The organism is Bacillus sp. MUM 13 (assembly GCF_001866725.1).
GTDB lineage: Bacteria > Bacillota > Bacilli > Bacillales > DSM-1321 > Peribacillus.
Window position 1 is genome coordinate 1 of record NZ_MLYQ01000006.1, and the last position, 24,785, is coordinate 24,785.

Annotated in this window: 23 protein-coding genes; 6 read left to right on the plus strand and 17 right to left on the minus strand. The window is 44.3% G+C overall.

The features are described 5' to 3' along the window. Positions 1-215: 215 nt before the first annotated feature. On the plus strand, positions 216-872 hold the full coding sequence (locus BIV59_RS02645) for a phosphatase PAP2 family protein (protein ID WP_071349919.1): 657 nt from the start codon (positions 216-218) through the stop codon (positions 870-872). A gap of 50 nt (positions 873-922) precedes the next feature. Here the strand turns inward: BIV59_RS02645 and hisIE are convergent, their stop codons facing one another. From hisIE to BIV59_RS02685, 8 genes are all read right to left on the minus strand, one after another. Then, complete coding sequence (gene hisIE, locus BIV59_RS02650) at positions 923-1,561, minus strand: bifunctional phosphoribosyl-AMP cyclohydrolase/phosphoribosyl-ATP diphosphatase HisIE (RefSeq protein ID WP_071349897.1); 639 nt, start codon at positions 1,559-1,561, stop codon at positions 923-925. Then, positions 1,558-2,316: an imidazole glycerol phosphate synthase subunit HisF gene (hisF, locus tag BIV59_RS02655; protein WP_071349898.1), complete on the minus strand. Its 759-nt coding sequence runs from the start codon at positions 2,314-2,316 to the stop codon at positions 1,558-1,560. Before hisF ends, hisIE begins: the two co-directional genes overlap by 4 nt. Next, positions 2,317-3,051, minus strand: coding sequence for a 1-(5-phosphoribosyl)-5-[(5-phosphoribosylamino)methylideneamino]imidazole-4-carboxamide isomerase (gene hisA / locus BIV59_RS02660; protein ID WP_071349899.1), 735 nt, complete (start codon positions 3,049-3,051; stop codon positions 2,317-2,319). Continuing rightward, positions 3,048-3,683 (minus strand): imidazole glycerol phosphate synthase subunit HisH, encoded by a 636-nt coding sequence (hisH, locus tag BIV59_RS02665; protein ID WP_071349900.1) that lies wholly within the window; start codon positions 3,681-3,683, stop codon positions 3,048-3,050. Before hisH ends, hisA begins: the two co-directional genes overlap by 4 nt. After that, positions 3,684-4,271, minus strand: a complete 588-nt coding sequence (gene hisB / locus BIV59_RS02670; protein ID WP_071349901.1) for an imidazoleglycerol-phosphate dehydratase HisB — start codon at positions 4,269-4,271, stop codon at positions 3,684-3,686. It abuts the gene before it with no gap. Between the two features lie 101 nt (positions 4,272-4,372). Next, entirely contained in the window at positions 4,373-5,650 is a 1,278-nt protein-coding gene (gene hisD, locus BIV59_RS02675) for a histidinol dehydrogenase (protein ID WP_071349902.1), read from the minus strand. Positions 5,651-5,674: 24 nt separating this feature from the next. Next, complete coding sequence (hisG, locus tag BIV59_RS02680) at positions 5,675-6,301, minus strand: ATP phosphoribosyltransferase (RefSeq protein WP_071349903.1); 627 nt, start codon at positions 6,299-6,301, stop codon at positions 5,675-5,677. Positions 6,302-6,303: 2 nt separating this feature from the next. Beyond that, positions 6,304-7,473 carry an ATP phosphoribosyltransferase regulatory subunit gene (locus tag BIV59_RS02685; RefSeq protein ID WP_071349904.1) on the minus strand — a complete coding sequence of 390 codons (1,170 nt, stop codon included), beginning with the start codon at positions 7,471-7,473 and terminating at the stop codon, positions 6,304-6,306. 394 nt (positions 7,474-7,867) lie between these two features. On the opposite strand from BIV59_RS02685, the gene BIV59_RS23465 reads away from it, so the two are divergent. Next, the gene (locus BIV59_RS23465) at positions 7,868-8,014 is read left to right on the plus strand and encodes a hypothetical protein (protein ID WP_170846070.1); all 147 of its coding nucleotides are present in this window, start codon (positions 7,868-7,870) and stop codon (positions 8,012-8,014) included. Positions 8,015-8,023: 9 nt separating this feature from the next. On the opposite strand, the gene BIV59_RS02690 is transcribed toward BIV59_RS23465, so the two are convergent. Genes BIV59_RS02690 through hprK form a run of 5 tightly spaced genes read right to left on the minus strand, consistent with a single transcriptional unit; the run spans position 8,024 to position 11,963 of the window. After that, on the minus strand, positions 8,024-8,563 hold the full coding sequence (locus tag BIV59_RS02690; RefSeq protein ID WP_071349905.1) for an acyltransferase: 540 nt from the start codon (positions 8,561-8,563) through the stop codon (positions 8,024-8,026). Next, positions 8,560-9,213: a pyrophosphatase PpaX gene (gene ppaX, locus BIV59_RS02695; protein WP_071349906.1), complete on the minus strand. Its 654-nt coding sequence runs from the start codon at positions 9,211-9,213 to the stop codon at positions 8,560-8,562. The genes BIV59_RS02690 and ppaX overlap by 4 nt, the downstream gene beginning before the upstream one ends. After that, positions 9,203-10,150 carry a nucleoside recognition domain-containing protein gene (locus tag BIV59_RS02700; RefSeq protein WP_071349907.1) on the minus strand — a complete coding sequence of 316 codons (948 nt, stop codon included), beginning with the start codon at positions 10,148-10,150 and terminating at the stop codon, positions 9,203-9,205. The genes ppaX and BIV59_RS02700 overlap by 11 nt, the downstream gene beginning before the upstream one ends. Positions 10,151-10,177: 27 nt before the next feature. Then, the gene (gene lgt / locus BIV59_RS02705; RefSeq protein WP_071349908.1) at positions 10,178-10,987 is read right to left on the minus strand and encodes a prolipoprotein diacylglyceryl transferase; all 810 of its coding nucleotides are present in this window, start codon (positions 10,985-10,987) and stop codon (positions 10,178-10,180) included. Between the two features lie 37 nt (positions 10,988-11,024). Further along, positions 11,025-11,963, minus strand: a complete 939-nt coding sequence (gene hprK / locus BIV59_RS02710) for an HPr(Ser) kinase/phosphatase (protein ID WP_071349909.1) — start codon at positions 11,961-11,963, stop codon at positions 11,025-11,027. A 564-nt stretch (positions 11,964-12,527) separates the two neighbouring features. Here hprK and BIV59_RS02715 point away from each other — a divergent pair. After that, the gene (locus BIV59_RS02715) at positions 12,528-13,082 is read left to right on the plus strand and encodes an N-acetylmuramoyl-L-alanine amidase (RefSeq protein ID WP_071349910.1); all 555 of its coding nucleotides are present in this window, start codon (positions 12,528-12,530) and stop codon (positions 13,080-13,082) included. Positions 13,083-13,136: 54 nt separating this feature from the next. On the opposite strand, the gene BIV59_RS02720 is transcribed toward BIV59_RS02715, so the two are convergent. The 4 genes from BIV59_RS02720 to BIV59_RS02735 all read right to left on the minus strand — a co-directional run bounded on the left by BIV59_RS02720 (position 13,137) and on the right by BIV59_RS02735 (position 20,020). Beyond that, positions 13,137-14,237, minus strand: a complete 1,101-nt coding sequence (locus tag BIV59_RS02720) for a DUF4097 family beta strand repeat-containing protein (protein ID WP_071349911.1) — start codon at positions 14,235-14,237, stop codon at positions 13,137-13,139. Between the two features lie 312 nt (positions 14,238-14,549). Then, on the minus strand, positions 14,550-17,423 hold the full coding sequence (gene uvrA / locus BIV59_RS02725; protein ID WP_071349912.1) for an excinuclease ABC subunit UvrA: 2,874 nt from the start codon (positions 17,421-17,423) through the stop codon (positions 14,550-14,552). Positions 17,424-17,430: 7 nt separating this feature from the next. Then, a complete protein-coding gene (uvrB, locus tag BIV59_RS02730) occupies positions 17,431-19,410 on the minus strand; it encodes an excinuclease ABC subunit UvrB (RefSeq protein WP_071349913.1) in 1,980 nt (659 codons plus the stop codon). A gap of 376 nt (positions 19,411-19,786) precedes the next feature. Next, positions 19,787-20,020: a CsbA family protein gene (locus BIV59_RS02735; protein WP_071349914.1), complete on the minus strand. Its 234-nt coding sequence runs from the start codon at positions 20,018-20,020 to the stop codon at positions 19,787-19,789. Positions 20,021-20,333: 313 nt separating this feature from the next. Here BIV59_RS02735 and BIV59_RS02740 point away from each other — a divergent pair, with 313 nt between their 5' ends. The 3 genes from BIV59_RS02740 (at position 20,334) to BIV59_RS02755 (ending at position 24,510) form a co-directional block, all read left to right on the plus strand. Then, the gene (locus BIV59_RS02740) at positions 20,334-21,338 is read left to right on the plus strand and encodes an alpha/beta fold hydrolase (RefSeq protein ID WP_071349915.1); all 1,005 of its coding nucleotides are present in this window, start codon (positions 20,334-20,336) and stop codon (positions 21,336-21,338) included. A 723-nt stretch (positions 21,339-22,061) separates the two neighbouring features. Further along, positions 22,062-23,597, plus strand: coding sequence for an N-acetylmuramoyl-L-alanine amidase family protein (locus tag BIV59_RS02750; protein WP_071349917.1), 1,536 nt, complete (start codon positions 22,062-22,064; stop codon positions 23,595-23,597). A gap of 373 nt (positions 23,598-23,970) precedes the next feature. Next, positions 23,971-24,510 (plus strand): YceI family protein, encoded by a 540-nt coding sequence (locus tag BIV59_RS02755; RefSeq protein ID WP_071349918.1) that lies wholly within the window; start codon positions 23,971-23,973, stop codon positions 24,508-24,510. Positions 24,511-24,785 lie beyond the last annotated feature (275 nt).

The window sequence follows — 24,785 nt, forward strand, 5'->3', positions numbered from 1 at the left end:
TCCTGCGGCAACGTCTTTGTGACCCCGTCCATGGGGGCCTCCGACCAGCATAAGACGCCTAAGAATAGAAGGTGCTTTTCGCCTTCAATTCTTAGGTGGCTTATGACCTCGAGGGGCTAGGCGCTGCAGCTGGATTAAATATAAAGCGGAAGCGCCTGTTCAGAGGAGCAGACCATATAAAAGTTCAATATAATTCCTATCTTAAGGAGCAAGTTATGTCAAAGAAAGCACTTTTTAAGTTACTCGATTTATCCGGATTATTAATTTTTCCTATTTTAAGCCTGCTGTACACCTGGCTGAACACTCATCCTCGTGAGGCTGTTAATATATCGATGCCCATTGATGATAAAATTCCGTTTCTGTCTGTTTTTATTGTTCCTTATATCATCTGGTATGTCTTCATTTTCGGCTATCTGTTTATATTTTGGCACAAGAATTCGGCCCTGTACTGGAAAACCATCTGGTCCATTGCCCTTGGAGAAATCATTTGTTTTGCCATTTATTATTTCTTCCAGACTACCGTACCCCGGCCTTCAGTCGAAGGAAAGGGCATACTGTCTGCTCTTGTTATGATGATTTACAGCAACGATGAACCTTTTAATTGTTTCCCAAGCATTCACGTGCTGACAACCAGCCTGATTATGATGACATCCTTCCATTTTAAGAAAACAGGAGCAGTCCGGAAATGGGCGATTCATTCGATAGGAGCTTTAATTATTCTTTCGACTCTATTTGTAAAGCAGCATGTATTTCTAGACTTAGTGGGCGGGCTATTAATCGCAGCAGGCGTGCATGCAATATTCTTTAAAGTGACACTCCCCTCCTTCAAGGTTGCAAGGGAGAAAAGCAAACAGGACTATCAGGCCTTTTAAGCAAAAAGAAGAGAGGATCCGCTCCTCTCTTCTTTTTGTTATCCAGATTATCATTCTTTTTCGGCATGTCTCTTTTTCAAAACAGACAGCACTTCCTGAAGCGGAAGTTCCTGTTCCTGCAGCAGCACAAGCAGGTGATAAAGCAAGTCTGCCGTCTCCCACGAAAGCTCCCCGTGATCGCGGTTTTTAGCGGCAATAATCACTTCAGAAGCTTCTTCACCTACTTTTTTAAGAATCTTATCTACTCCCTCGTTAAATAGATATGTAGTATATGATCCTTCAGGCATTGTCTTCTTGCGGGTCTCAATCAAGGATTCAAGCTCGAACAGAAACGCTGCATCCGGGCGGACGGCTGAGCCGGTTTCCTTGCTTTCATACAATTTTTCCGTAAAGCAGCTTTGAGTTCCTTTGTGGCAGGCCGGTCCCTGCGGAATGACCTTTACGACAAGGGAATCCTGATCACAGTCATATATGATTTCTTTGATTTTCTGCGTATTGCCGCTTGTCTCTCCTTTATGCCAAAGTTCATTCCGGGAACGGCTGAAGAACCAGGTTTCCCCTTTTTCAATCGATAAGTTCAAAGATTCTTGATTCATATAGGCAAGCGTCAGGACTTCCCCTGTTTCAGCATTCTGAACAATTGCAGGTACGAGTCCTTTTTCATCATATTTAATGTTTTCGGCATTCATCTTACAATCACCCCTTGTTGTTTTAGATAATCCTTCACTTGTTTGACAGATGTCTCTTTATAATGAAAAATGGAAGCAGCAAGCGCTGCATCTGCTTTGCCTTCCTGAAAGGCTGTCTTGAAATGTCCGGCATTACCAGCGCCTCCTGAGGCAATGACTGGAACATGAACCGCTTCACTGATCGCCTTCGTCAATTGAATATTAAAGCCTTGTTTTTCTCCGTCATTATCCATGCTTGTAAGCAGGATTTCTCCCGCTCCCCGTCTTACAGCTTCCTTGGCCCACTCTATCGCTTCATAATCAGCAGGCTTTCTTCCTCCATGGGTATATACCCGCCATGACCCAAGCTCTTCATCAAAACGGGCATCAATGGCAATCACGATGCACTGTGAACCGAAGTAATCTGCACCTTCATTAATCAGTTCTGGCCTCAATACTGCTGCTGTGTTTAAGGAAACTTTATCCGCACCTGCACGCAGGATTCTTTTCATATCTTCAAGCGAATTGATGCCTCCGCCGACAGTGAATGGAATGGCAAGACTTGCAGCGACTGATTTGACCACTTCCGCCATTGTCTGGCGTCCTTCGTGGGAGGCAGAAATATCAAGAAAAACCAGTTCGTCCGCACCTTCTTTATCATAAAATCCAGCTAATTCCACAGGATCTCCAGCGTCTCTAAGCGATACAAATTGCACACCTTTGACAACTCTTCCATCCTTCACATCCAGGCATGGAATGATTCTTTTTGTCAGCATTCAATCACTCACCCTTTTAAGTGCATCACGGACTGTAAAACGGTTTGTATACAGTGCTTTTCCAATAATGGCCCCTGTCACGCCATTCGCCTGGTACTCCCTGAGGGCCGCAATGTCCTCAAGTGAGCTGATGCCGCCTGATGCGATGACCTGCTTTCCTGTTTCTTCTGCCATTGTTACAATTCCCCCGATATTTGGCCCGGAAAGCATGCCGTCTGTTGCAATATCTGTTACTATGAAAACTTCAGCTCCTGCATCAGCCAATGCTTTTCCAAGCTCGACAGCCTTTGTTTCTGAAGTCTGGAGCCAGCCGTGTGTAGCTGCCATGCCGTCCTTTGCGTCTATCCCAATTGCAATTCGGCTTCCATAGCGCCGGATCATATCCTTTGTAAAAGCAGGATCTGACACAGCAGCACTGCCAAGGATCACTCTCTCAATTCCATTTTCAAGGTAATGGGCCACATCCCGCTCACTCCTTATTCCCCCGCCTATCTGAATCTTGGCCTGCAGTTCATTCGCTGCCTTAATCACAAACGCATCATTTTTCCTCTCGCCCGCTTTTGCGCCATCAAGGTCTACCATATGGATCCATTCCGCACCTTGCCCGGCAAAGGACTCAGCCATATCAAAAGGAGAGTTTCCATAAACCGTTTCCTGACTGTAATCTCCCTGAATCAGGCGGACACAGTTTCCGCCGCGCATATCAATTGCAGGATATATCGTAAAAGCCGTCATGCCCGAACTCTCCCCTCCACTAATTCCAGGTAATTTTTCAAAAGCGACATGCCCATATCCCCGCTTTTTTCCGGGTGAAATTGCATGCCGAAAACATTTCCTTTGCCGACAACCGCCGGTACATCCACATCATATTTTGCGGATGCTTTCACCACTACTGTATCCTTTGTGCGAACATAATAGGAATGGACGAAGTATACATAATCCTCCTTGAGCCCCGCTAGTATCGGGGACTCTCCGCGAAAAGCAAGCTGATTCCAGCCCATATGGGGGACTTTGTAGGAAGCACCCTCACTGTCCGTCCCCCGAAATCGGATTACATCTCCAGGCAGCAAGGAAAGTCCTTTTGTATGTCCATTTTCTTCGCTGCTTTCAAACAGCAGCTGCATGCCGAGACATATGCCAAGAAGCCATCCGCCTTGATCGGCATATTCCTGCAGAAAGCCAGTAAGCTTTTGTTCATTGAGAAGGCCCATTGCATCCTTGAAGGACCCGACTCCAGGAAGAATGATGCCTGATGCTTTTGAAAGTTGCTTTGGATCATCAGAAATGAATGAATCTGCCCCGAGTCTTTCCAGCGCCTTACTGACGCTGAATAAATTCCCCATGCCATAGTCGACAATGCCGATCATTTACAACATCCCTTTCGTGGAAGGAATGCCTTTCACCTGCGGATCTATGGAAGATGCCTCGTTTAGTGCCCTGCCTAAAGCTTTGAATACCGCTTCAATCATATGGTGGGTGTTTTGGCCATAATGAACGATAACATGCAGATTCATTCTTGCCTCAAGAGCCAGCTTCCATAGAAATTCATGCACCAGCTCTGTATCAAAGGTGCCGACCTTCTGAGAGGGAAATTCCGCACGGAACTCCAGATGAGGCCTGTTGCTCAAATCAACAACAACCTGTGCCAACGCTTCATCCATAGGCACGAATGCATTACCATAGCGTTTAATCCCCTTTTTATCGCCAAGCGCCTCCAAGAACGCCTGTCCCAGGCAAATGCCGATATCCTCTGTTGTATGGTGGTCATCCACTTCAATGTCGCCCTTCGCATCAACATTCAGATCAAAGTGGCCATGCTTCGTGAATAAATCCAGCATATGTGTCATAAAAGGAACACCCGTCTCAATCGAAGCATTCCCTTCACCATCAATCCCCAGCTCAAGCCTCACAAACGTCTCACTCGTCTTCCTCTCCACAAACCCTGACCGCTCCATCACACATCCTCCTTCTTGTTTGGGGTCAGACCCCATTTCCCAAATAACTCCCAAGCACCAAAACCCTTGGTGCACCTGCTATTTCGTTTACCGCCCGGGGGTCAGACCCCATTTCCCGGTTTGCGCGCTTCGATGGCACGCGCGTGTGCTTCGAGTCCTTCCATTCGTGCAAACGCAGTGATTTTTGCTTGGTTTTTCCGGAATGCTTCTTCACTGTATTTGATGATGCTTGATTTTTTTTGAAAGTCGTCTACATTCAGCGGACTTGAAAATCTGGCTGTGCCATTTGTCGGAAGTACATGGTTTGGCCCAGCAAAGTAATCTCCAACAGGTTCAGAGCTGAAGCGGCCAATAAAAATGGCCCCCGCGTGACGGATTTTCGCCATGACTTCCATAGGTTCAGCCGTCAGTATTTCCAAATGCTCCGGCGCAAGTTCATTTACGGCAGCAATGGCTTCGGTTAATCGGCTGCAGACAATCACTCTTCCGTAATCGCGAATGGCTGCTTCTGCTATATCTTTTCTTGGAAGGCTTTCAAGCTGCCTTTCCACTTCGAGTACAGCCTGATTTGCCAGCTCCATGGATGTTGTAATTAACACACTGCAGGCTCTGGTGTCATGCTCTGCCTGTGAAAGCAAATCTGCAGCAATTTCGTCTGCTGATGCCGTTTCATCTGCCAGTACCGCAATCTCGCTCGGCCCGGCAATCATATCAATGGCTACGTCCCCGAACACTTCTCTTTTAGCAAGAGCCACATAGATATTACCCGGTCCTACAATTTTATCAACCTTCTTGATTGTCTCTGTTCCGTAGGCAAGAGCTGCAATAACCTGTGCCCCGCCAGCTTTGTATATTTCTGTAACTCCGGCAATTAATGCAGCAGCAAGAACCGCGGCATTCAGCTTCCCGTCTTTTCCAGGCGGCGATACCATCACAATCCGCTCCACCCCTGCAGCAACGGCCGGAATTACATTCATGAGTACGGATGATGGATAGGTCGCGGTCCCTCCTGGCACATACACTCCTACCGCATCAAGCGGGGTGATTTTTTGCCCAAGCAATGATCCGGTTTCATCTGTCGTGATCCAGGAATTGCGGACCTGCTTTTGGTGGAAAGAACGAATATTGTCACAAGCTTCGCGGATGATGGAAATTTCTTCTTCACTCAAAGCTCCATAAGCTTCATTCATCTCTTCTTCGGTCACTCTTAAACTATCTGGCAAAACACCGTCAAATTTCTCCGTATACCGCAGCAGCGCACCGTCTCCGCCGGTCCTCACGCCATCAATAATTTCCTGAACTATTCTCCGCTGCTCTGCTGTACCTGAATCAACAGAACGCTTTAATGATATTCCTTCTGAAAATTTTTCAATCCTCAACTTCCCGCACCTCTTTTCTTCCGCTCATGAAATAATTGCTGCCAGACGATCAACTATTTCTGTGATTCTTCCTTCTTTGATCCGATAGCTCACAGGATTAGCGACCAAACGTGAAGTAACCTCAGCTATCTTTGCATATTCAATCAGGCCATTTTCCTTTAATGTCTGCCCTGTAGATACAATATCCACAATCCGCTCTGCCAAACCGATTAATGGAGCCAATTCGATAGAGCCATTTAATTTGATAATTTCGACCTGCTCACCCTGCTCGCGGAAATAACTTGAAGCTATATTCGGATATTTGCTCGCTACCTTTGGCGCAATATCACTGATCTTCGTGTCAGGAAGCCCCGCTACAGCAAGACGGCAGGCGCTGATTTTCAGATCAAGCAGTTCATAAACATCCCGTTCTTCCTCAAGCATCACATCTTTCCCGGCAATCCCGATATCTGCCACGCCATGCTCAACATATGTAACAACATCCATGGGCTTCGCTAAAATAAAGCGCAAATTTTCTTCTGCCACTTCAAGAATCAGTTTGCGGGAATCATCAAATTCATCAGGAAGCTGAAACCCGGCTTTTCTTAACAGCTCTGCCGCTTCTTCAAAAATTCTTCCTTTAGGCATGGCGATTGTTAAAAAACTCCTCATCTTCAGCTCTCCTTTCCTATATAAAAATGAACCTCAGAAAAAGTACGGGAAAATGCATCAACATTTTGTACAGAGCTTATATCCTGAATAGACACATTTTCTCCTTCAGCACGCAGCTTCCTTGCAGACTCAATTGCTTCTTTTCTTCTTTCCGGACTATAAATGATGCACTGAGCAGTAGGAGCCTCATCAAGCTCGCCAATTGTTTCCGTCAGCCTGTCCATCCTGATGGCAAATCCTGTTGCAGGGGCCTTCCATCCGAATTTATTGAGCAGGCTGTCATATCTGCCGCCGTTTCCGATCGGAGCGCTTGCCTTATCTGCATACACCTCAAATAAAGCCCCCGTGTAATAGCTCATATGACTGACTAGTGTCAAATCAAAGCTGACAAATTCACTTATGCCATAATCATTTAATTGATCGGACAATTCCTTAAGAGAAGAAAGCGTCTGTCTTCCCTGATCGTTTTCAAGCAGGTCCATGGCTTTTGTTAAAATATCCTCTGACCCTCTCAAGTTAATGAACTCCAATAATCTTTGTTTATCAATGGATGAAAGCGAAAGTGATCTAACATGCTCCCTATATCCGACATAATTTTTTTCATATAAAAATTTCCGTAAAACAGAGGCCCTTTCTTCAGTCCCTAATATGCTGATAAATAACTCCTGAAGAAATCCGATATGACCAATCGAAATTTTAAATTCTTCTAAGCCCGCGCCCTGCAGGACTTCGGTTAATAAAGAAATGATTTCCGCATCCGAACTGATTGAATGATCTCCGATGCATTCTATTCCCAGCTGCTCAAACTCGGCGGGACGCCCTCCCTCTCTCTGCTGCGCGCGATAAACATTCGCTGAATAAGCAAGCCTTAAGGGAATCTGCTGCTTCAGAAGCTTGGAAGCAGCCACCCGGGCAATCGGTGCTGTCATATCAGGCCGAAGCACAAGAGTATTGCCCTGCTGATCAAGAAGCTTAAACAGCTGCTGATCCAATATCGCTGACGCTTCCCCGATTGTTTCATAAAACTCAAGGGCCGGGGTTTCAATAAACTGATATCCCCACCTCTTAATAGTAGAACTGATGGCATTCCTCACAGCAGCTTTCGTTTCATATAACAACGGAAGCGTATCTCTCATGCCCAAAGGCTTCTCAAACATAAACGGCTTGGTCACATGAACACACACCCTTCAGAAAAATATCCCTCTATATTAAAAATAAAATAAACAAAACAAAAAAGTCAAAATCCTTTAGTTCGCTAACATACTAACACAGTGAAGTTACTAACAGTTTACCCCTCCTCCGCACCCCCGTCAAGCATTATGGGGTCAGACCCTATTTCCCGAACTGAATCAAAGGGGCAAATGTTAAAAAAATACAGCGCTCCCTTGTCCAACAAAGTCTTTCCCTGCCTGGTCTTATGAATACATTCACTGGAATACCCTCCACGGCTTTTGATAGCAGGAAATGGGGTCAGACCCCATTTCCCAGACCCCATTTCCCGGTGGTTTATAAGGCGTTAATCTGGGGTATTAGAGTTGAGATTATAATATGGGGGTTTGTTTGAGTATGGACGAGAAGAGGCAAGAGGGGTTTTTTGAGCTTTTGAAGAATGCGTATGAGATGACGTCTGCTGCCGAAGAGGATATTTCGCTGAAGGATATAATGAGGAAGCTTGAAGGTGAATTATCGATATTATTTAAACCAGCAAATTAAGACCTGCCATTAATCAGGCAGGTCTCTTTTTTTCATTATTTTCGCATTTTCACGGGCATGCATTTCTTCTTTTGTATAAATGACACGCATCGGGTTTCCGCCGACAAAGGCTCCTTCAGGCACATCCTGGTGAACAAGTGTGCCTGCTGAAACAATCGCTCCGCTGCCGATGCTGACACCAGGCAGAATTGTCGAGTTTGCGCCGATCATGACTTCATCACCAATATGGACACCGCCAAGACGGTATTCTTTAATTAAATATTCATGCGCCAGAATCGTTGTATTATAGCCAATCACTGTATTTCTTCCCACAGAGATTTTCTCCGGAAACATAACATCCAGCATAACCATTAAGGCAAAGGACGTTTTATCTCCAACCTGCATTCTAAGCAAATGGCGGTATAGCCAATTTTTCACACTCAGAAATGGTGTGTAGCGGGCAATCTGTATGACAGCAAAGTTTTTCACTACCTTAAAAAAAGGCACAGTCTTATACACATGCCATAAGGAATTTGCCCCCTCAACAGGATACCGGGTGGTGCGCCTCACTTATTCAGATCCTCTAAAATCCCAATTAAATCGCCCATATGTTCAAGCACATAATCAGGATGATACCCTTCTATGTACGCTCTTCCTTTAATCGTCCACGCAACTCCAGCCGTTTTAGTGCCGGTATTTTTCCCAGCCAGTACATCCTGGTGGCTGTCACCAATCATAATGGCTTCCGCAGGAGATGACCCTACCCCATCAAGCGCCTTCAAAAGCGGTTCAGGATCTGGCTTTGCATGCACTACATCATCAAGTGTAACAATGACTTCAAAAAATTCATCCAGACGGCTGAGCCGCAGCCCCTTCATCACTACATCGCGTTTCTTCGTTGTGACAATCGCCAGCTTATATCCGCTTTCCTTCAAGCTTTTGACCGTTTCATACACACCATCAAACTGGGTCACCATTAAATCATGGTTTTCCACATTATGCTTCCTGTAATGAGCGACCATTTCTTCAGCACGTTCTTTATCAATTTCATTGAATGTATCGAATAAGGGCGGACCGATAAATGGAAGAATATCCTCACGCTTATACTGACCGGGATAGTAAAAATCCAGCGTGTCCGTAAAAGAAGCGATGATTAATTCATTTGTATTGATTAATGTTCCATCCAAATCAAATAGCAGTGTTGTAATTTTATTGTTCATAAACGGCTTCCTTTCCATGCTGTAAATCGATGCGTTTCCAGATCTGCCCCAAAGCCATGGTCAGCAAAACGGCAGTGATGAGCCTGATAAAAAATAAAGGCAAAACAGGTATTCCAAGCGGCAGAAAGATCAAGGTATCCTCAACCACCGCATGGCAGGCCACCAGAAAAACAAAGGCCAAAGTCATATCTTTTTTTGAAACATTATCTTCTTGAACAGCCTGGATCATGACTCCCGCCCCGTAAGCAAGGCCGATAGTCAAACCGGCGACAAGGGTCATGGAGGCATTTTGCTTAATCCCAAGCACTCTCAAGAACGGGGCCAGCCCTCTTGAAAATAACTCCAGCCACTTTAGATCTTTCATAATTTGGATAACTGCCATCAGCGGGATGACAATCAGCGCCAGCTTCCCGACACCCCAGGCTGCTTTTCCCAGTGCATTCAATAGAATGGGGGCTGTGCCGGAAATGTGTGATGAAGCCTGGTTCGCAAGGCCGAATTGGGCGATTTCTGATCCGCCATGCCAAACAAGGTTAATGACAACGGCAGACAAGACCGCAAGACCCACACGAACAAGCAGGATTACCCACAGCTTGACCCCAGTCTTCAGGGCAACACCTGATTCAATAAGCAGGTTATGCGAAAAAGAGAGCATGACCGCAATGATGAACACTTCCTTCACCGGAAGGCTCAAAGTCAGGATAGCGCCGATTCCGGCATAAAGATTCAGGAAATTCCCTAAAACAAGAGGGATGGCTGCGTCTCCGGACAGCCCAATCAGGTTTGTAAGCGGAGCAACGAGATGAATTACCCATTTTAACACGGGCGTATACTGAAGAATGGAAATCAGCAATGTGACAGGAAAAATGACCTTTCCGAGAGTCCAAACCGTTTTTAAACCAGCTAGCAGCCCTTTTTTTATGGATTCCACAATCAAGTTTCTCTCCCCCTTGTTCAAGAAAAATTACGAATCTAAATATCTTTGTTTTGAATATCCTTTTGTCCTTCTATAAATGAAGACTGCAGCGGCGACCACTAACAGGACAATCGAGATAACCTGTGCCATTCGAAGCGAGCTAAGCATCAGGCTGTCTGTCCGCAGGCCTTCGACGAAATAGCGGCCGACTGAATACCACATCACATACGATAAAAAGATCTCCCCTTGGCGCAGACTGCTTCTTCTTAGGAATAAAAGAAGAATGACGCCTGCAATATCCCATAATGATTCATAAAGGAATGTCGGATGGTAATAGGTTCCTTTTATGTACATTTGATTAATAATGAAATCCGGCAAGTGAAGATTTTCTAAAAATCCCCTGCTGACCGCCCGTCCATGTGCTTCCTGATTCATGAAGTTCCCCCAGCGCCCGATAGCCTGGCCCAGCAGCAAACTTGGTGCTGCAATATCCACCAGCTTCCAGAAGGAAACCTCTTTTACCCTTGCGTACACGATCGCAGTAATAACTGAACCTATCAGGGCACCATGAATGGCAATCCCGCCATGCCATATCTTGATGATTTCTCCGGGATGCTGCGCATAATAATCCCATTCGAAAATCACATAATATATACGTGCTGATAGGATGGCAATCGGCACAGCAAACAAAATCATATCGATAAAGATGTCCTTAGCTAGACCCCGGCGTTCTGATTCCCTTATGGCGATAAAAAGCCCAAGCAGGACACCGCAGCCGATAATCAGGCCGTACCAATGAATCTGAAGCGGCCCCAAATGTAACGCAATCGGATTTAACGGTTTAATGGCATATTCCATTTTTTCCCCTCTTTTCCCTTATTGTTTATATGCAGATTCACAGGTCTTCATGTTTCCCGCCATCCGCAATGGCATTGTTCAGCCGGCTTGAAAATTCCTCAGCAGCATTGACCCCCATATTTTTCAAACGGAAGTTCATGGCAGCCACTTCAATAATGACAGCGAGATTTCGCCCGGGACGAACCGGTACTGTTAATTTCGTAACCTCTGTATCAATGATTTTCATTGTTTCTTCATCAAGGCCGACCCGGTCATATTGCTTATTTTTCTCCCATAGCTCCAGGTTAATCACTAGCGATATCTTCTTATTGCTCCGGACAGCACCGGCTCCAAATAAGGTCATAACATTAATGATCCCCAGTCCCCTGATTTCAAGCAAATGCTCGATCAGTTCAGGAGCATTCCCCACAAGTGTATCCTGATCTTCCTGCCTGATTTCAACACAGTCATCCGCTACAAGCCGATGTCCTCTTTTTACGAGTTCAAGCGCAGTCTCACTTTTACCGACTCCGCTTTTCCCGGTAATCATAACCCCTACCCCATAAATATCAATTAATACTCCATGGACAGCGGTTGTTGGCGCAAGCCTGCTTTCGAGGTAATTCGTCAAATGGCTGAACAGCCGGGTCGTTTTCATTTCTGACCTCATCACTGGCACAGACTCCCGCTCTGATGCCGCAATCAGTTCCTGGGGCACTTCCTCGCCGCGGGTAATAATAATGCCCGGTGTCTGATCCCTGCATAACTCCTCCATACGGATCTTCTGCTCTGCTTCACTCAGCTTATTGAAAAAAGACATTTCAGTCATGCCGAGAAGCTGGAGGCGCTCAGCAGGGTAGTAATCAAAAAAACCTGCGATCTCAAGGCCTGGACGGGAAAGGTCGCTTGTTACGATAGGCCTGTTGATGCCTTCTTCTCCGCTTATTAACTCCAGACCAAACATCTCTATTACATCTTTTGTGCGAACTTTAGCCATCTATCCATTTCCTCCCTTAAGAAGCAATTTATCTGTTTTCTCAAACACTTTCTTTATTTTAGCATTTTTCTTAAAAGAACCAAACAAAGCGTTATAAAATTTTGAAATCCTTATAATGTGCCTGAAGGTTTACTAATCGGCCAGCCGTGATATGTACACATAAAGCCAAACTTCGGATTAAGGCTTAAAGCAGCTCCTCTGATTAATTATAAATGGCTCTTTTCTTAAAGATTTTAAATAGTCATCTAGGCAATTCCATTGTTATAGCAGGTTGATTGGAGCGGAAGGTGCGGAGACTCCTGCGGGATTGCGTGACAGGTGAGACCCCGCAGACGCAAGTCGAGGAGGCTCAGCGCATGCCCCGCGGAAAGCGTAGCATCCTGGAGCGGAAATCAACCCCTTGTTTCATAGCAACAAAGTTTACGAAAACAGCCTTATAAATTTTACCTGCCTGCTATTTTCCTGCCCTGAATATATATCATACTATCGAAGAAGGATGTTAAACTCCCGGAATGGATATACCGCCCCCTTCTATTCTTGAAAAGAGAAAGGAAGAAGCCAGCTATGAAGATCATGATTGATGCCGGCCACGGATTCAATACTCCCGGCAAACAAACACCTGATGGAATGAAGGAATACGAATTTAACAGAGCAACGGCTTTATGGTTAAAAAAGTATCTCGGACTCTACAAAAATGTAAGCGTGCATTTCGCCCATTCAGATGAATACGATGTGCCCCTTCAGCAAAGAACCGCCCATGCCAATTCAATTGGCGCTCACTTATACGTGTCACTTCACGCAAATGCGTACGGAAACGGCTGGAGCGAACCGAACGGTGTGGAAACGTATATCCATAGCTCACGGCCGGCTGCTGCCGCTTCTTTGGCAAACATCATTCAGGAGCGGTTAGCCAAAGCTGCAGGCCTCCGGAATAGAGGCGTCAAGACGGCAAACTTCCAAGTGCTCCGCCAGACAAAATGCACGGCCCTCCTTGTCGAATGCGGCTTCATGACCAACCGCCATGAAGCCAGCCTGCTCCGTGACGATTCGTTCCGCAAACTCTGCGCAAAAGAAATATCCAAGAGCATCGCAGATTACTACTCTCTTTCAACTATATAAAAATGCATAAAAAAAGGGCCTGACAGCATATTGTCAGGCCCTTCATATTTAAACTTAAGAAACGGAAATGGTGCCCGTCTTGGTATCAGCAAAGATATACAGTGCCGGACCCTCAGTCTTCGTTGTTTTGAATTTCAGGACTTTTTGGATGACATCGCTTTTCTCCTCAACAACTTGGATCCCCTCAAGGCTTACATTAAAACCGCCCAAATTGGATTTCAATTCTCCATCTACCGGCTGCCCCGCAGGCAATGATACTTGTATTTTACCGGTTACCGTTTTTGCATGAATAGACTCGCATTCCGCATCCTTCATCAAGCACGATACCTGGCCATTAAAGGATTGAATATCCATTTTTTTAAAATATCCTTCAGCATGGATGCCTCCATGCAAACTCTCGGCTTCCGCATTCACTACGCGGGAATCAGTCAGGCTAATCGCCCCATTTCCTGTTTCAAGCTGGCAGAGCCGCCCATTCAGCTGACCAATGGTAATCGGGCCATTAGCTGTTTTGGCCTTAAAAGTTTCCGCAGACAGTCCTTCGCCTGAAATACCGCCATTAAACATTCTAATGACGATCCTTTCGTATTCTGCAGAAGGAATGTAAAGAACAGCATCCACTTTTATCGCTTTTTGCTGCACAAGAAAGGTCAATTTTTCATTTTCAATTGTAAAATGCACACTCTGCAGAAAAGCCTCACGGGCTTCTTCCTGGTTTTCTGTTTTATAGACCTTTGCCTGGCACTCAATTCTTACATCCTGCTGATTCCATGGGATGATGCTCGTTTTCCCATTAGCAATATCAATCTCAGCTTCTTTAAAAAAGGCATTTCCCTGCTGAAAAATATGAGAAATGTCAGCTGACTTCCCAAAGTTGAAATCCAGATCGCTTTCCTTTATTTTTTTAAATGCAGTTTCCACAAAATCAAATATTTTCTCTTTTGAGGATTGCATCTTTTTATTGAAGCTGTCATAGCTTTTATCACTGCTGTCCGGATTAGCCACCACAGTGGAGAGCTCATTTTTCAATACCTGCTCCTTAACCTTGCTTTCTTCTCCCGCTTTTTCCAATTCTTCTAAAATGCTCAGGGCTTCATCTGCCGTTATCTTGCCATCCTGAACCATTTGAAGGATTCTCTTTTTTTCCTCTTGCATCATAATCCCTCCCTTTCCTTCATAAGTGTGGGCATTCTATTCATACTATGCGCCTAAAGCACGATTCAATCGTTCATTGTATTACGCTTGGGACCAAAAAAAGTTTCACTGTCACCTTGTCAATCCAATGCCATAATGCGACAGAACCGGCCGACATATTTTTAAAAGCCGCTAACTTGATTTCCCCGGAAATACAGGGCCAAGCCATTTATTAATCAAACGTTTGATTAATACATATGCGGCTGGATTCAGCAATTCCCTTCAAAATCTGATATCCCATTAGTAAAGAAAAGCGGGCCATTCGCGGCCCGCTTATACATGTTCATGTTCCTTTTCACTGATTAATGCTTCCATCCGCATTTTATCTCTGGCAAGTACCGGCTTCAGGTATTTACCAGTATAAGATTCCTCAACCTTAACAATATCTTCAGGCGTGCCAAAAGCCAAAATGGTTCCGCCCTTGTCTCCGCCTTCAGGACCTAGATCTATAATATAATCAGATGCTTTAATTACATCCAGATTATGTTCGATGACAAGCACAGTATCCCCGTTTTCAACAAGCCTCTGCAATACCTCAAGGAGTCTTGAGATATCATCCACATGAAGACCGGTCGTCGGTTCATCCAGGATATAAAATGACCTGCCGGTAGAACGGCGGTGAAGCTCAGAAGCCAGCTTCACACGCTGTGCTTCCCCTCCAGACAAAGTGGTTGCAGGCTGGCCAAGTTTTATATAACTGAGGCCGACATCGAAAATAGTCTGGAGCTTCCTTCTGATTTTCGGGATATTTTCAAAGAAAGAAAGAGATTCTTCCACAGTCATATCCAGAATATCAGAAATATTTTTGCCTTTATATTTCACTTCCAGCGTTTCCCGGTTATAGCGTTTCCCATGGCATACTTCACAAGGCACATACACATCCGGAAGGAAATGCATCTCGATTTTAATGATTCCATCGCCGCGGCAGGCTTCACAGCGTCCGCCTTTCACATTAAAACTGAAGCGCCCTTTTTTATATCCTCTGATTTTGGCTTCATTTGTGGACGCAAACACATCACGGATATCATCAAAAACGCCTGTATATGTGGCAGGGTTTGACCGCGGGGTCCTTCCGATAGGCGACTGGTCAATATCAATGACTTTATCCAAGTGCTCGATTCCCTTGATTTCCCTGTGTGCCCCAGGCCTTGTTTTAGCACGATGAAGCTTTTGGGCAAGAGCTTTATGAAGAATTTCATTGATCAATGTGCTTTTGCCTGAACCAGATACCCCTGTAACGCTGGTAAAGGTTCCTAGAGGGAACTTCACATTGACGTTTTTCAGGTTATTCTCTTTGGCTCCCTTTATCTCTATAAACCTTCCATCAGGCTTGCGGCGTTCCATTGGAAGCGGAATGAATTTCTTTCCTGACAGATACTGTCCTGTCAGGGAACCCGGATCATTCATTACCTCCTCCGGCGTTCCTGCTGATACAATATTTCCTCCGTGCGCTCCAGCTCCAGGACCAACATCGATCAGATAATCAGCAGCAAGCATTGTATCTTCATCATGTTCAACAACAATTAATGTATTGCCGATTTCCCTCATGTTTTTAAGAGTATCAATCAAGCGGTCATTGTCACGCTGATGCAGGCCAATCGACGGCTCGTCAAGGATATAAAGGACACCCGTCAAGCGTGATCCAATCTGTGTGGCAAGGCGGATACGCTGCGCTTCCCCTCCCGACAATGTTCCTGCAGCACGGCTTAGTGTCAGATATTCCAGTCCGACATTGGATAAGAAGCCAAGGCGCTCTTCAATTTCACGCAAAATAAGCTTGGCAATCTGCCGTTCTTTTTCAGATAGTTCCAGGTGATCAAAGAATTTCAGTCCTTCCTCAATGGAAAGGGCCGTTATCTGGCTGATATGCTGGCCCTGCACCAAAACGGCAAGACTTTCTTTTTTCAGCCTGTGTCCTTTGCAGGTTTGGCAGGGATTCTGGGACATGTATTTTTCCATTTGGTCCCTGATATAATCAGAACTCGTTTCTTTAAAGCGGCGTTCAATATTTTTAAGGACACCCTCAAAATTCATATAGCTTTCATGCAGCCTGCCAAAATCATTTGTATACCTGAAATAAATCTTATCTGTTTTTGAACCGTATAAAATTTTATCCAGCTGATCCTGGGGCAGTTCCCTAACCGGGACATCCATATCTATACCGTAATGATTCGCAACTGCCTCTAAAAGCTGCGGATAATACTGTGAGCTCGTCGGCTCCCAAGGTGCAATGGCATGCTGGCGCAATGAAAGGTCTTTATTGGGGATGACCAGATCACTGTCCACATTCAGCTTTGAACCCAGACCATCACAATCAGGGCAGGCGCCGAATGGGCTATTAAAAGAAAACATTCTTGGTTCAAGCTCTTCTATGGAGAAACCGCAGTAAGGGCAGGCATGATGTTCGCTGAACAGAAGTTCTTCCTCTCCTGCCACATCGATGATCACCTTGCCTTCCCCGAGTTTCAGTGCGCTTTCCAATGAATCGGCAAGCCTTGAAGCTACTCCTTCTTTAACCACGATTCTATCGATGATGACCTCGATTGAGTGTTTTTTATTTTTCTCAAGGGAAATATCATCGCCAAGATCGTGCATGTCCCCGTCTATGCGCACCCGCACATAGCCTTGCTTTTTGATATCCTCCATAACCTTGGCATGCGTACCTTTTCTTCCTGATACAAGCGGGGCAAGCACCTGAAGTTTCGTCCGTTCCGGATATTCAAGAATCCTGTCGACCATTTGCTCGATTGTCTGCGAGCTGATCTCAATGTTATGGATCGGGCAGGTAGGGCGCCCTACACGGGCATAAAGCAATCTCAGATAATCATAGATTTCCGTAACCGTTCCTACCGTAGACCTCGGATTCCTTGAAGTCGTTTTCTGGTCAATGGAAATCGCCGGCGAAAGCCCTTCTATCGCATCAACATCCGGTTTATCCATCTGTCCCAGGAACTGACGGGCATAAGCAGATAATGATTCTACATATCTTCTCTGGCCTTCCGCATAAATGGTATCAAAAGCCAGAGATGATTTGCCTGAACCGGATAAGCCTGTCAAAACGACAAGCTTATCTCTCGGAATGGTGACGTCTATATTTTTTAAGTTATTGGCTCTAGCGCCTTTAACAATGATTTTATCCATGGCCATTATTTCGTCATCCTTCCGCTTTCAGCTCTATTAATAAATCGCGGAGCTCTGCTGCCCTTTCGAAGTCCAGGGCTTTTGCAGATTCCTTCATTTCTTTCTCTGTTTTAATGATTAGCTGCTCTCTTTCTTTCTTGGTCAATTTTCCAAGAGAAGGGGCCGCAGTATAATCTTCTGTCTCCTCAGCAGCATATGTTGCCCGGATGCTGCCCCGGATTTCCTTCTGTATGGTAAGCGGCGTAATGCCGTGTTTTTCATTATAGCGTTCCTGGATTTCCCGGCGGCGCTTAGTCTCGCTGATGGCTACTTCCATCGAATGTGTCATCTTGTCGGCGTACATGATAACATGGCCATTCGAATTCCTTGCCGCACGCCCTATCGTCTGAATCAGGGACCGCTCGGAACGAAGGAAGCCCTCTTTGTCCGCGTCAAGAATGGCTACAAGGGAAACCTCGGGAATATCGAGTCCTTCCCTTAAAAGGTTGATCCCAATCAGCACATCATATTTGCCCATGCGCAGCTCCCGGATGATTTCGATTCTCTCCAGGGTCTTCACTTCTGAATGCAGGTACTGAACCTTGATTCCAATTTCCTTCAGATAATCTGTCAGGTCTTCAGACATTTTTTTCGTCAGGGTTGTTACTAGTACGCGTTCATCCCTTTTGATCCGGTCATGGATTTCTCCAATCAGGTCATCAATCTGCCCTTCGATCGGCTTTATTTCAATATTTGGATCAAGCAGGCCAGTCGGGCGGATAATCTGCTCGATCATGTCAGGTGTATGCTCCAATTCAAATGGACCAGGGGTGGCAGAAACAAATATGGCCTGGCCTACCTTCTTTTCGAATTCCTCAAACCTTAATGGGCGGTTGTCCATGGCTGAAGGCAAACGGAAGCCATGGTCTACCAGGACCTGTTTTCTCGCCTGGTCGCCATTATACATTCCGCGCACCTGGGGAAGCGTAACATGTGATTCATCAACCACCAGCAGAAAGTCTTCAGGGAAATAATCCAGAAGTGTATATGGAGTGGCTCCTGCCGGCCGGAGTGTCAAGTGCCTTGAATAGTTTTCAATGCCCGAGCAAAAGCCCATTTCCCGCATCATTTCCAGATCATAGCGCGTCCTCTGTTCAAGACGCTGTGCCTCAAGAAGCTTTTCATCCTCGCGAAGCACGATGAGGCGCTCTTCCAGTTCCTTTTCAATATTGCTGATGGCCACCCGCATTTTCTCTTCGCGGGTAACGAAGTGGGAGGCAGGGAAAATGGCAATATGGTCACGCTCGCCGGTTATCTCGCCAGTCAAGGCATCCACTTCTCGGATCCGGTCTATTTCATCACCGAAAAATTCCACTCTGATGCAGTGTTCATCCTTTGAAGCAGGAAAGATTTCAACCACATCCCCCCTGACACGGAAGGTACCGCGCTGGAAGGCAATATCATTCCGCTCATACTGGATATCGACCAGCCTGTGCAGCAGGGCATTCCTGTCAATTTCCATGCCAGTCCTCAGGGAAACGACCATTTCCCGGTATTCTTCCGGCGAACCAAGTCCATAAATACAGGAAACACTGGCGATTACGATAACGTCCTTCCGCTCAAACAGCGATGAAGTGGCAGAGTGGCGCAGCTTGTCAATTTCATCATTGATGCTGGCATCTTTTTCAATGAAGGTATCGGTCGACGGGACATAGGCCTCCGGCTGATAGTAATCATAGTAGCTGACGAAATATTCTACAGCATTATCAGGGAAAAACTCCTTAAATTCGCTGTAAAGCTGCCCGGCCAGCGTTTTATTATGGGCAATGACAAGTGTAGGCTTATTAACTTCTTTTATAACATTGGAAACTGTAAATGTTTTCCCCGTTCCTGTCGCCCCTAAAAGCGTCTGGTACCTTTTGCCGTCCTTTATCCCTTCAACAAGAGAAGTGATTGCCGCGGGCTGGTCACCCTGGGGAGAATACTTTGATACTAGCTCGAACACATCTTTCACTAAACAAGCCTCCTAAAAGGAATTTGTCTGCATATATAATTACACCGCAGAAATGCGAATGATTTCAAAGCGGTTTATGTACTGTCAGTTATCTATTTAAAAAACACACTTAAAAAAATAGCTTAATCCATTTAAACCCATACATTCATTCTACCACAAAAGCCGCAAAACAAACCAATAAAAAGCGAACGTTTATTCCCTGTTTCTGATTATGAATTGTAATCAGCCTATAATTCCACACGCTTTTAACCCCAAAAAAGCATAAGCCGCCTAAGGATATACCTTCTTAGATGGCTTCTGCTCTTGATGGCTGTGCATCCAACTCGGCGCAGGCAATATTAATAGAAAAAACTCTCCTTATTGAAAAAAACGCCAATCAGGCGCCTTCTTTCGTGTTTGTCTTTTTCATGCTGGATGACAGCCAGAACCCCGCAGTAAGCGAGAAGGCATCAATCGTTATCAGCCACCAGGTATGAGTGTAACCTTTATAAGCGGAAGCGGCAATTAAGGCAACTGTTAAAATTAATCCCACCACACGATTGTAGGTAACCCGGGAAAAGAGCATAACCAGGAGACCGGGAAGAAACAGTGCAGAGAAAATTTTTATCATTCTATTCATCTCCTTTAAGAGAGCGATCCTTCTATCAGCCTCCAAAGATACAGGCAAGTAGTATCAGTGTAAAACATATTTATTAATTTTGCTATTCCTAAATGAAGCATTCAGAGATTTATTCCCGGCAGGGCCGGAGCACTGGTTTTTTTCTCAAATGCAGCCTTGTCCAGCAGCTGTTTTCATCCCCGCTCGGCGTTATACGTTAGCTTTTCATAAGCCTCAAGCCTTATCTTAAATTACTGCTAAGGAACATTTTTAGCATTCCGTTATCACGGTAAGATGAATGAAAAGAAAGAAGGTCATAAAAATAATGAAGAAAACCAAAAAGAAATTCAGACTTTGGGCAGCTGCAAGGAATATTTTATTATCTATACTGGCCGTATTTGCTGCGTGGATTATTTTCAGCAATGTCATGAATGTATTTGAACAAAAGAAATATCCTCCGATCGGAAAGTCAGTAAGCGTGGACGGCAAGAGTATGCACATTTATACAAAGGGCGAGGGTGATAACACAATCGTTTTATTAAGCGGCCTGGGAACCTCAGCGCCTGCATTGGACTTTGAACCTTTAATAAATGAAATGGCAAAGAATAATAAAGTAGTGGTGGCAGAGCCGCTAGGATACGGGTGGAGCGATATCACCAGCAAGGAACGGACAGTGGAAAACATTGTTGAGGAGTTAAGAGCAGCTCTAAAAAAAGCGTACATACAAGGACCATATATTTTAATGCCACATTCAATTTCCGGGATTTATAGTATGTATTTTGCTAATACATATCCAGAGGAAGTAAAAGGAATCATAGGAATCGATCCGACGCTGCCTCAGGCATTAGATTATTTTAGCGAAAAATCCCCTGCCATGCCTAAATTTTTAAGTTATTTGGCGCCAGCTGGAATTGCAAGACTAGCATTATATATAAATCCTGATAATTACTTGCCTCTGGCTAAAGATGGCATATATTCCGAGAGTAATATAAAAATGACCAAGGCTATATCATCATGGAAAGGCTACAATAAAACCGTTGTTGCTGAAGCCAATGAAATAAAAGAAAATATCAGCAAAACCGCTGATATGAATTTTCCCTCTAATATGCCAGTTTTAATTTTTGCCAGACAAGAAGACAAGGAAACAAAGGATGGCAAAAATAACGTGTCATTTTACAAGACGCAGTTAACTGATTCCCCTGCCAGCAAAATTGTACTATTACAAGGACATCATTACCTTCATTGGACTCGTTATAAGGAGATGAGCAAAGAAGTTAATGAATTCACCGCATCATTTTCTAAAAAACTAAACGTGCAAGGAAGGTTCTGATCAGGCAGCCTGATATCTAAATAAAGAAGGCAAACTCCCCACGGAGGAATTCGCCTTCTTACATGAATAATATAGATCTGCTTCAGGTGCCTTTTTTGATGCATTTTCCGGTGCATCCTCTGCCCCTTCAGCACCAATTGGTTCTTGTGACGAAGTATTTTCAGGCGAATAATTCCTGATGCCTTCTTCTACTCTGCACCCATATTCCGGACCAGCATTTGTACAATCACAATGATTTTGGTTTGTATCCGCTTGTCGCATGGAGCATGTGCACTGACAAAATTCGATATCAGTTCATCTTTTCCCCACTAGTTTAGAAACAGGCTCATCCCCTGCTTTTCCGTAAGTCTCAAAGTGACTGTGAGCACCTGCCCCGCGTGCATTGGCAACCTAATAATCATGAATATATCTGCAAACATCTTTTTATCCCCTCTTTTAGAATGCTAGTAAAATAGAACCATCTTACTGTATTTTCACTTAATCATTTGGAAATTACACCGATACAAAGTAATGTGCCATAATTCATCACCTTCTTTTAAAATGTGTCTTTCTTCCTTAATATTTTCATATTTCTTTAAACAAAACGTCACAAAAGACAAAAAAATACATCTTTTTCATTTTCCTTAATTTATTGGTCAATTTGTAAAAAAATAGGTTATAATGTTGATAGGGGAAATTTAAGATTTTTATATATTCAAATCTTTAAAGAAGGCGGCGAACATCATGAAAAAAAGAATAGGGGCACTGCTGACAGCCACGGTACTATTTCTATCCATTTTCGCGTTTACAGCCACTGGTGAACATGTTTTCGCAGCAACTCAGGCCAAGATAACAGCAAGCAGCCTGAATGTCCGCGAAAAGCCAACCACCTCTTCCAAATCGCTTGGCATGCTGGCGAAAGGAAAAGTTGTTACCATTTCTGCGACACAGGGAAGCTGGTCAAAAATCCCTTATGGTAAATCATACGGATGGGTTTCATCGAAATATGTATCGAAAATCACTGTCACTGCTGTCAAAAATGGGTATGTCACGGCAAGCTCCTTGAACCTGAGGAAAACGGCTTCCACAAAAAGCGGCTCACTCGGCCTGCTTTCCAAGGGCACACTAGTAAATATCAAATCACAAAGCGGAAGCTGGATGAATATTTATGTGCCATCCAATAAGAAAACGGGATGGGTTTCAAAATCATACATATCTGATAAAAAGCCCTCTGTAACCTCTGCAACTAAAGCCACGGTATCAGGCACGAAGTATTATGTAACCGCAGATTCTCTTAATGTCCGCAAATCAGCAACAGCCAGTTCCGCTAAAATCACAGCTGTCAAAAAAGGCTCAGCCGTTACCCTTTATGAGAAAAAAGGGACCTGGGGAAGAATTAAAACGGCATCAAATAAAACCGGGTGGGTTTCACTCCATTACCTGACTGCCAAAAAGCCGGCCTCCGTGCCAGCTAAAGCAGAAGTGCCAAGCAAGGACTCTCCTCCTGCCTCAGGAACGGATACAGCGTCCGGAATTAAATATTATGTGACCGGAGCATCTTCTTTAAATATCCGTGACAGTGCAGACACAAGCGGGAAGATCTTAACTGCAGTAAATAAAGGATTAACCGTCACCTTATTTGAAACAAAAGGTACCTGGGGAAAAGTCATAACAAGTTCCGGGATAACTGGATGGGCTTCCCTTGCCTACTTAAGCAAAAATCCTCCTGCAAAGGGTGTACAGGGAAAAGTTATCGTCATTGATGCAGGACACGGCGGAAAAGACCCAGGAACAAGCGGAAAAAACAATTTGGAAAAAACCGTTACCCTGAATTCTGCCCTGAAATTGCAGTCGATTCTTACAGAAGCAGGTGCAAAGGTAATCATGACACGCTCCGGCGATACGTACCCAACCCTTTCTGACCGGGTAAACATCAGCCACAAATATCAGGCAGATGTATTTATAAGCATTCACTTTAATTCTAATCCCAATAAATCTACAAAAGGGATAGATACGTACTACTGGACGAAGAATGTGAACGAACGGGATTTAGCAGAATGCATCCAGGAAGAAGTCATTAAACAAACTGGATTATCCAACCGGGGTGTTCATACAGGAAACTTCCAGGTTATCCGTGAAAACAAAAATCCTGCGGTATTAATTGAATTAGGGTTTTTATCAAATCCTGCTGAGGAAAAAACTGTTTCAACAGCCGCATATCAATTAAAGGCTGCAACAGGTATTTATAACGGTCTCGAAAAATACTTTGCATCAAAATAACATAGTGCTGAAGATCTTGTTTAAGATCTTCAGCTTTTTTGTTCAGCTCTTTTCTTAAAGATTGTTGTTTTCTAATATGTTCTATGAAGCATCCCTGTTGTTAAACCGGTTGATTGGAGCGTAGGGTGCGAGACTCCTGCGGGATAGCGGGAAGCGGGCATCCTGGAGCAGAAATCAACCACCCCCTGGTCCATAGCAACAATGTTTACAATAACAGCCTTTTGTTCAGTTCTATTCCAAGTGTCAGAAATTTTTAATTGTTTAGTGATTTCGTATTGACAACGAGACCGGCAACCTGTATATTTAGTCTATATTCAATTATCTTTAATTAAAGATATATAATTTCAAGATACAATTTTAGGAGGAAGAAAAAATGACTGTAACAAAATGGACCGTCGATGATACACATAGTTCTATTGAATTTAGCGTAAAACACATGATGATTGCAAAGGTAAAAGGAAACTTCAACAAGTTTACTGCGGTTCTTGAAGCAGACCCTGCAGATTTAACAACAGCATCTATAGAATTCACAGTAGATGCAGCAAGCATTGATACAAGAAATGAAGACCGCGATAACCACCTTCGCTCTGCTGATTTCTTTAAAGCGGAAGAATTTCCGGCTATTACGTTCAAATCTGGTGAAATTACTAAAACAGATGACAATGAATATAATGTAACCGGAGATGTTACCCTTCTTGGCGTGACACGCAAGGAAACTTTCACTGTTACTTTTGAAGGCCAAGGCAAGGATCCATGGGGAAATGAAAAAGCTGGATTCAGTGCTGCAGGTAAAATTAAACGAAGCGATTATGGACTAACCTATAACGCTGCACTAGAAACTGGCGGCATGCTGCTGGGTGATGTAATTACGTTGAACATTGACCTTGAAGCAGGAAAAGCTGCTCAAGAATAAAAATCAAGAAAAAAACCAGCTGAGAAGATTCATATCCTTCCAGCTGGTTTTTATTTTTTCCATAGGCTCTGTTAATGTATGTTGTTGATTTTCTTCTTCAACTACCATGAAAAAAAGTCATAAAAAAGAGTAATGTTATATACTTTTTTTTGTTTCTGAAATGACTGAGGAATTTGTTCTTCTAAAATTAGGTGAATATTCTTTAAAAGCTATAGGCTGATTGGAACGAAAGGTGCGAGACTCCTGCGGGATTAGCGGGAAGGTGAGACCCCGCA

Coding starts and splice junctions, on each gene's coding strand:
- BIV59_RS02645 (WP_071349919.1), top strand. CDS start 216: ATGTCAAAGAAAGCACTTTTTAAGTTACTCGATTTATCCGGATTATTA.
- hisIE (WP_071349897.1), bottom strand. CDS start 1,561: ATGAATGCCGAAAACATTAAATATGATGAAAAAGGACTCGTACCTGCA.
- hisF (WP_071349898.1), bottom strand. CDS start 2,316: ATGCTGACAAAAAGAATCATTCCATGCCTGGATGTGAAGGATGGAAGA.
- hisA (WP_071349899.1), bottom strand. CDS start 3,051: ATGACGGCTTTTACGATATATCCTGCAATTGATATGCGCGGCGGAAAC.
- hisH (WP_071349900.1), bottom strand. CDS start 3,683: ATGATCGGCATTGTCGACTATGGCATGGGGAATTTATTCAGCGTCAGT.
- hisB (WP_071349901.1), bottom strand. CDS start 4,271: ATGGAGCGGTCAGGGTTTGTGGAGAGGAAGACGAGTGAGACGTTTGTG.
- hisG (WP_071349903.1), bottom strand. CDS start 6,301: ATGAGGAGTTTTTTAACAATCGCCATGCCTAAAGGAAGAATTTTTGAA.
- BIV59_RS23465 (WP_170846070.1), top strand. CDS start 7,868: ATGGACGAGAAGAGGCAAGAGGGGTTTTTTGAGCTTTTGAAGAATGCG.
- ppaX (WP_071349906.1), bottom strand. CDS start 9,213: ATGAACAATAAAATTACAACACTGCTATTTGATTTGGATGGAACATTA.
- lgt (WP_071349908.1), bottom strand. CDS start 10,987: ATGGAATATGCCATTAAACCGTTAAATCCGATTGCGTTACATTTGGGG.
- hprK (WP_071349909.1), bottom strand. CDS start 11,963: ATGGCTAAAGTTCGCACAAAAGATGTAATAGAGATGTTTGGTCTGGAG.
- BIV59_RS02715 (WP_071349910.1), top strand. CDS start 12,528: ATGAAGATCATGATTGATGCCGGCCACGGATTCAATACTCCCGGCAAA.
- BIV59_RS02720 (WP_071349911.1), bottom strand. CDS start 14,237: ATGCAAGAGGAAAAAAAGAGAATCCTTCAAATGGTTCAGGATGGCAAG.
- uvrA (WP_071349912.1), bottom strand. CDS start 17,423: ATGGCCATGGATAAAATCATTGTTAAAGGCGCTAGAGCCAATAACTTA.
- BIV59_RS02735 (WP_071349914.1), bottom strand. CDS start 20,020: ATGATAAAAATTTTCTCTGCACTGTTTCTTCCCGGTCTCCTGGTTATG.
- BIV59_RS02740 (WP_071349915.1), top strand. CDS start 20,334: ATGAAGAAAACCAAAAAGAAATTCAGACTTTGGGCAGCTGCAAGGAAT.
- BIV59_RS02750 (WP_071349917.1), top strand. CDS start 22,062: ATGAAAAAAAGAATAGGGGCACTGCTGACAGCCACGGTACTATTTCTA.
- BIV59_RS02755 (WP_071349918.1), top strand. CDS start 23,971: ATGACTGTAACAAAATGGACCGTCGATGATACACATAGTTCTATTGAA.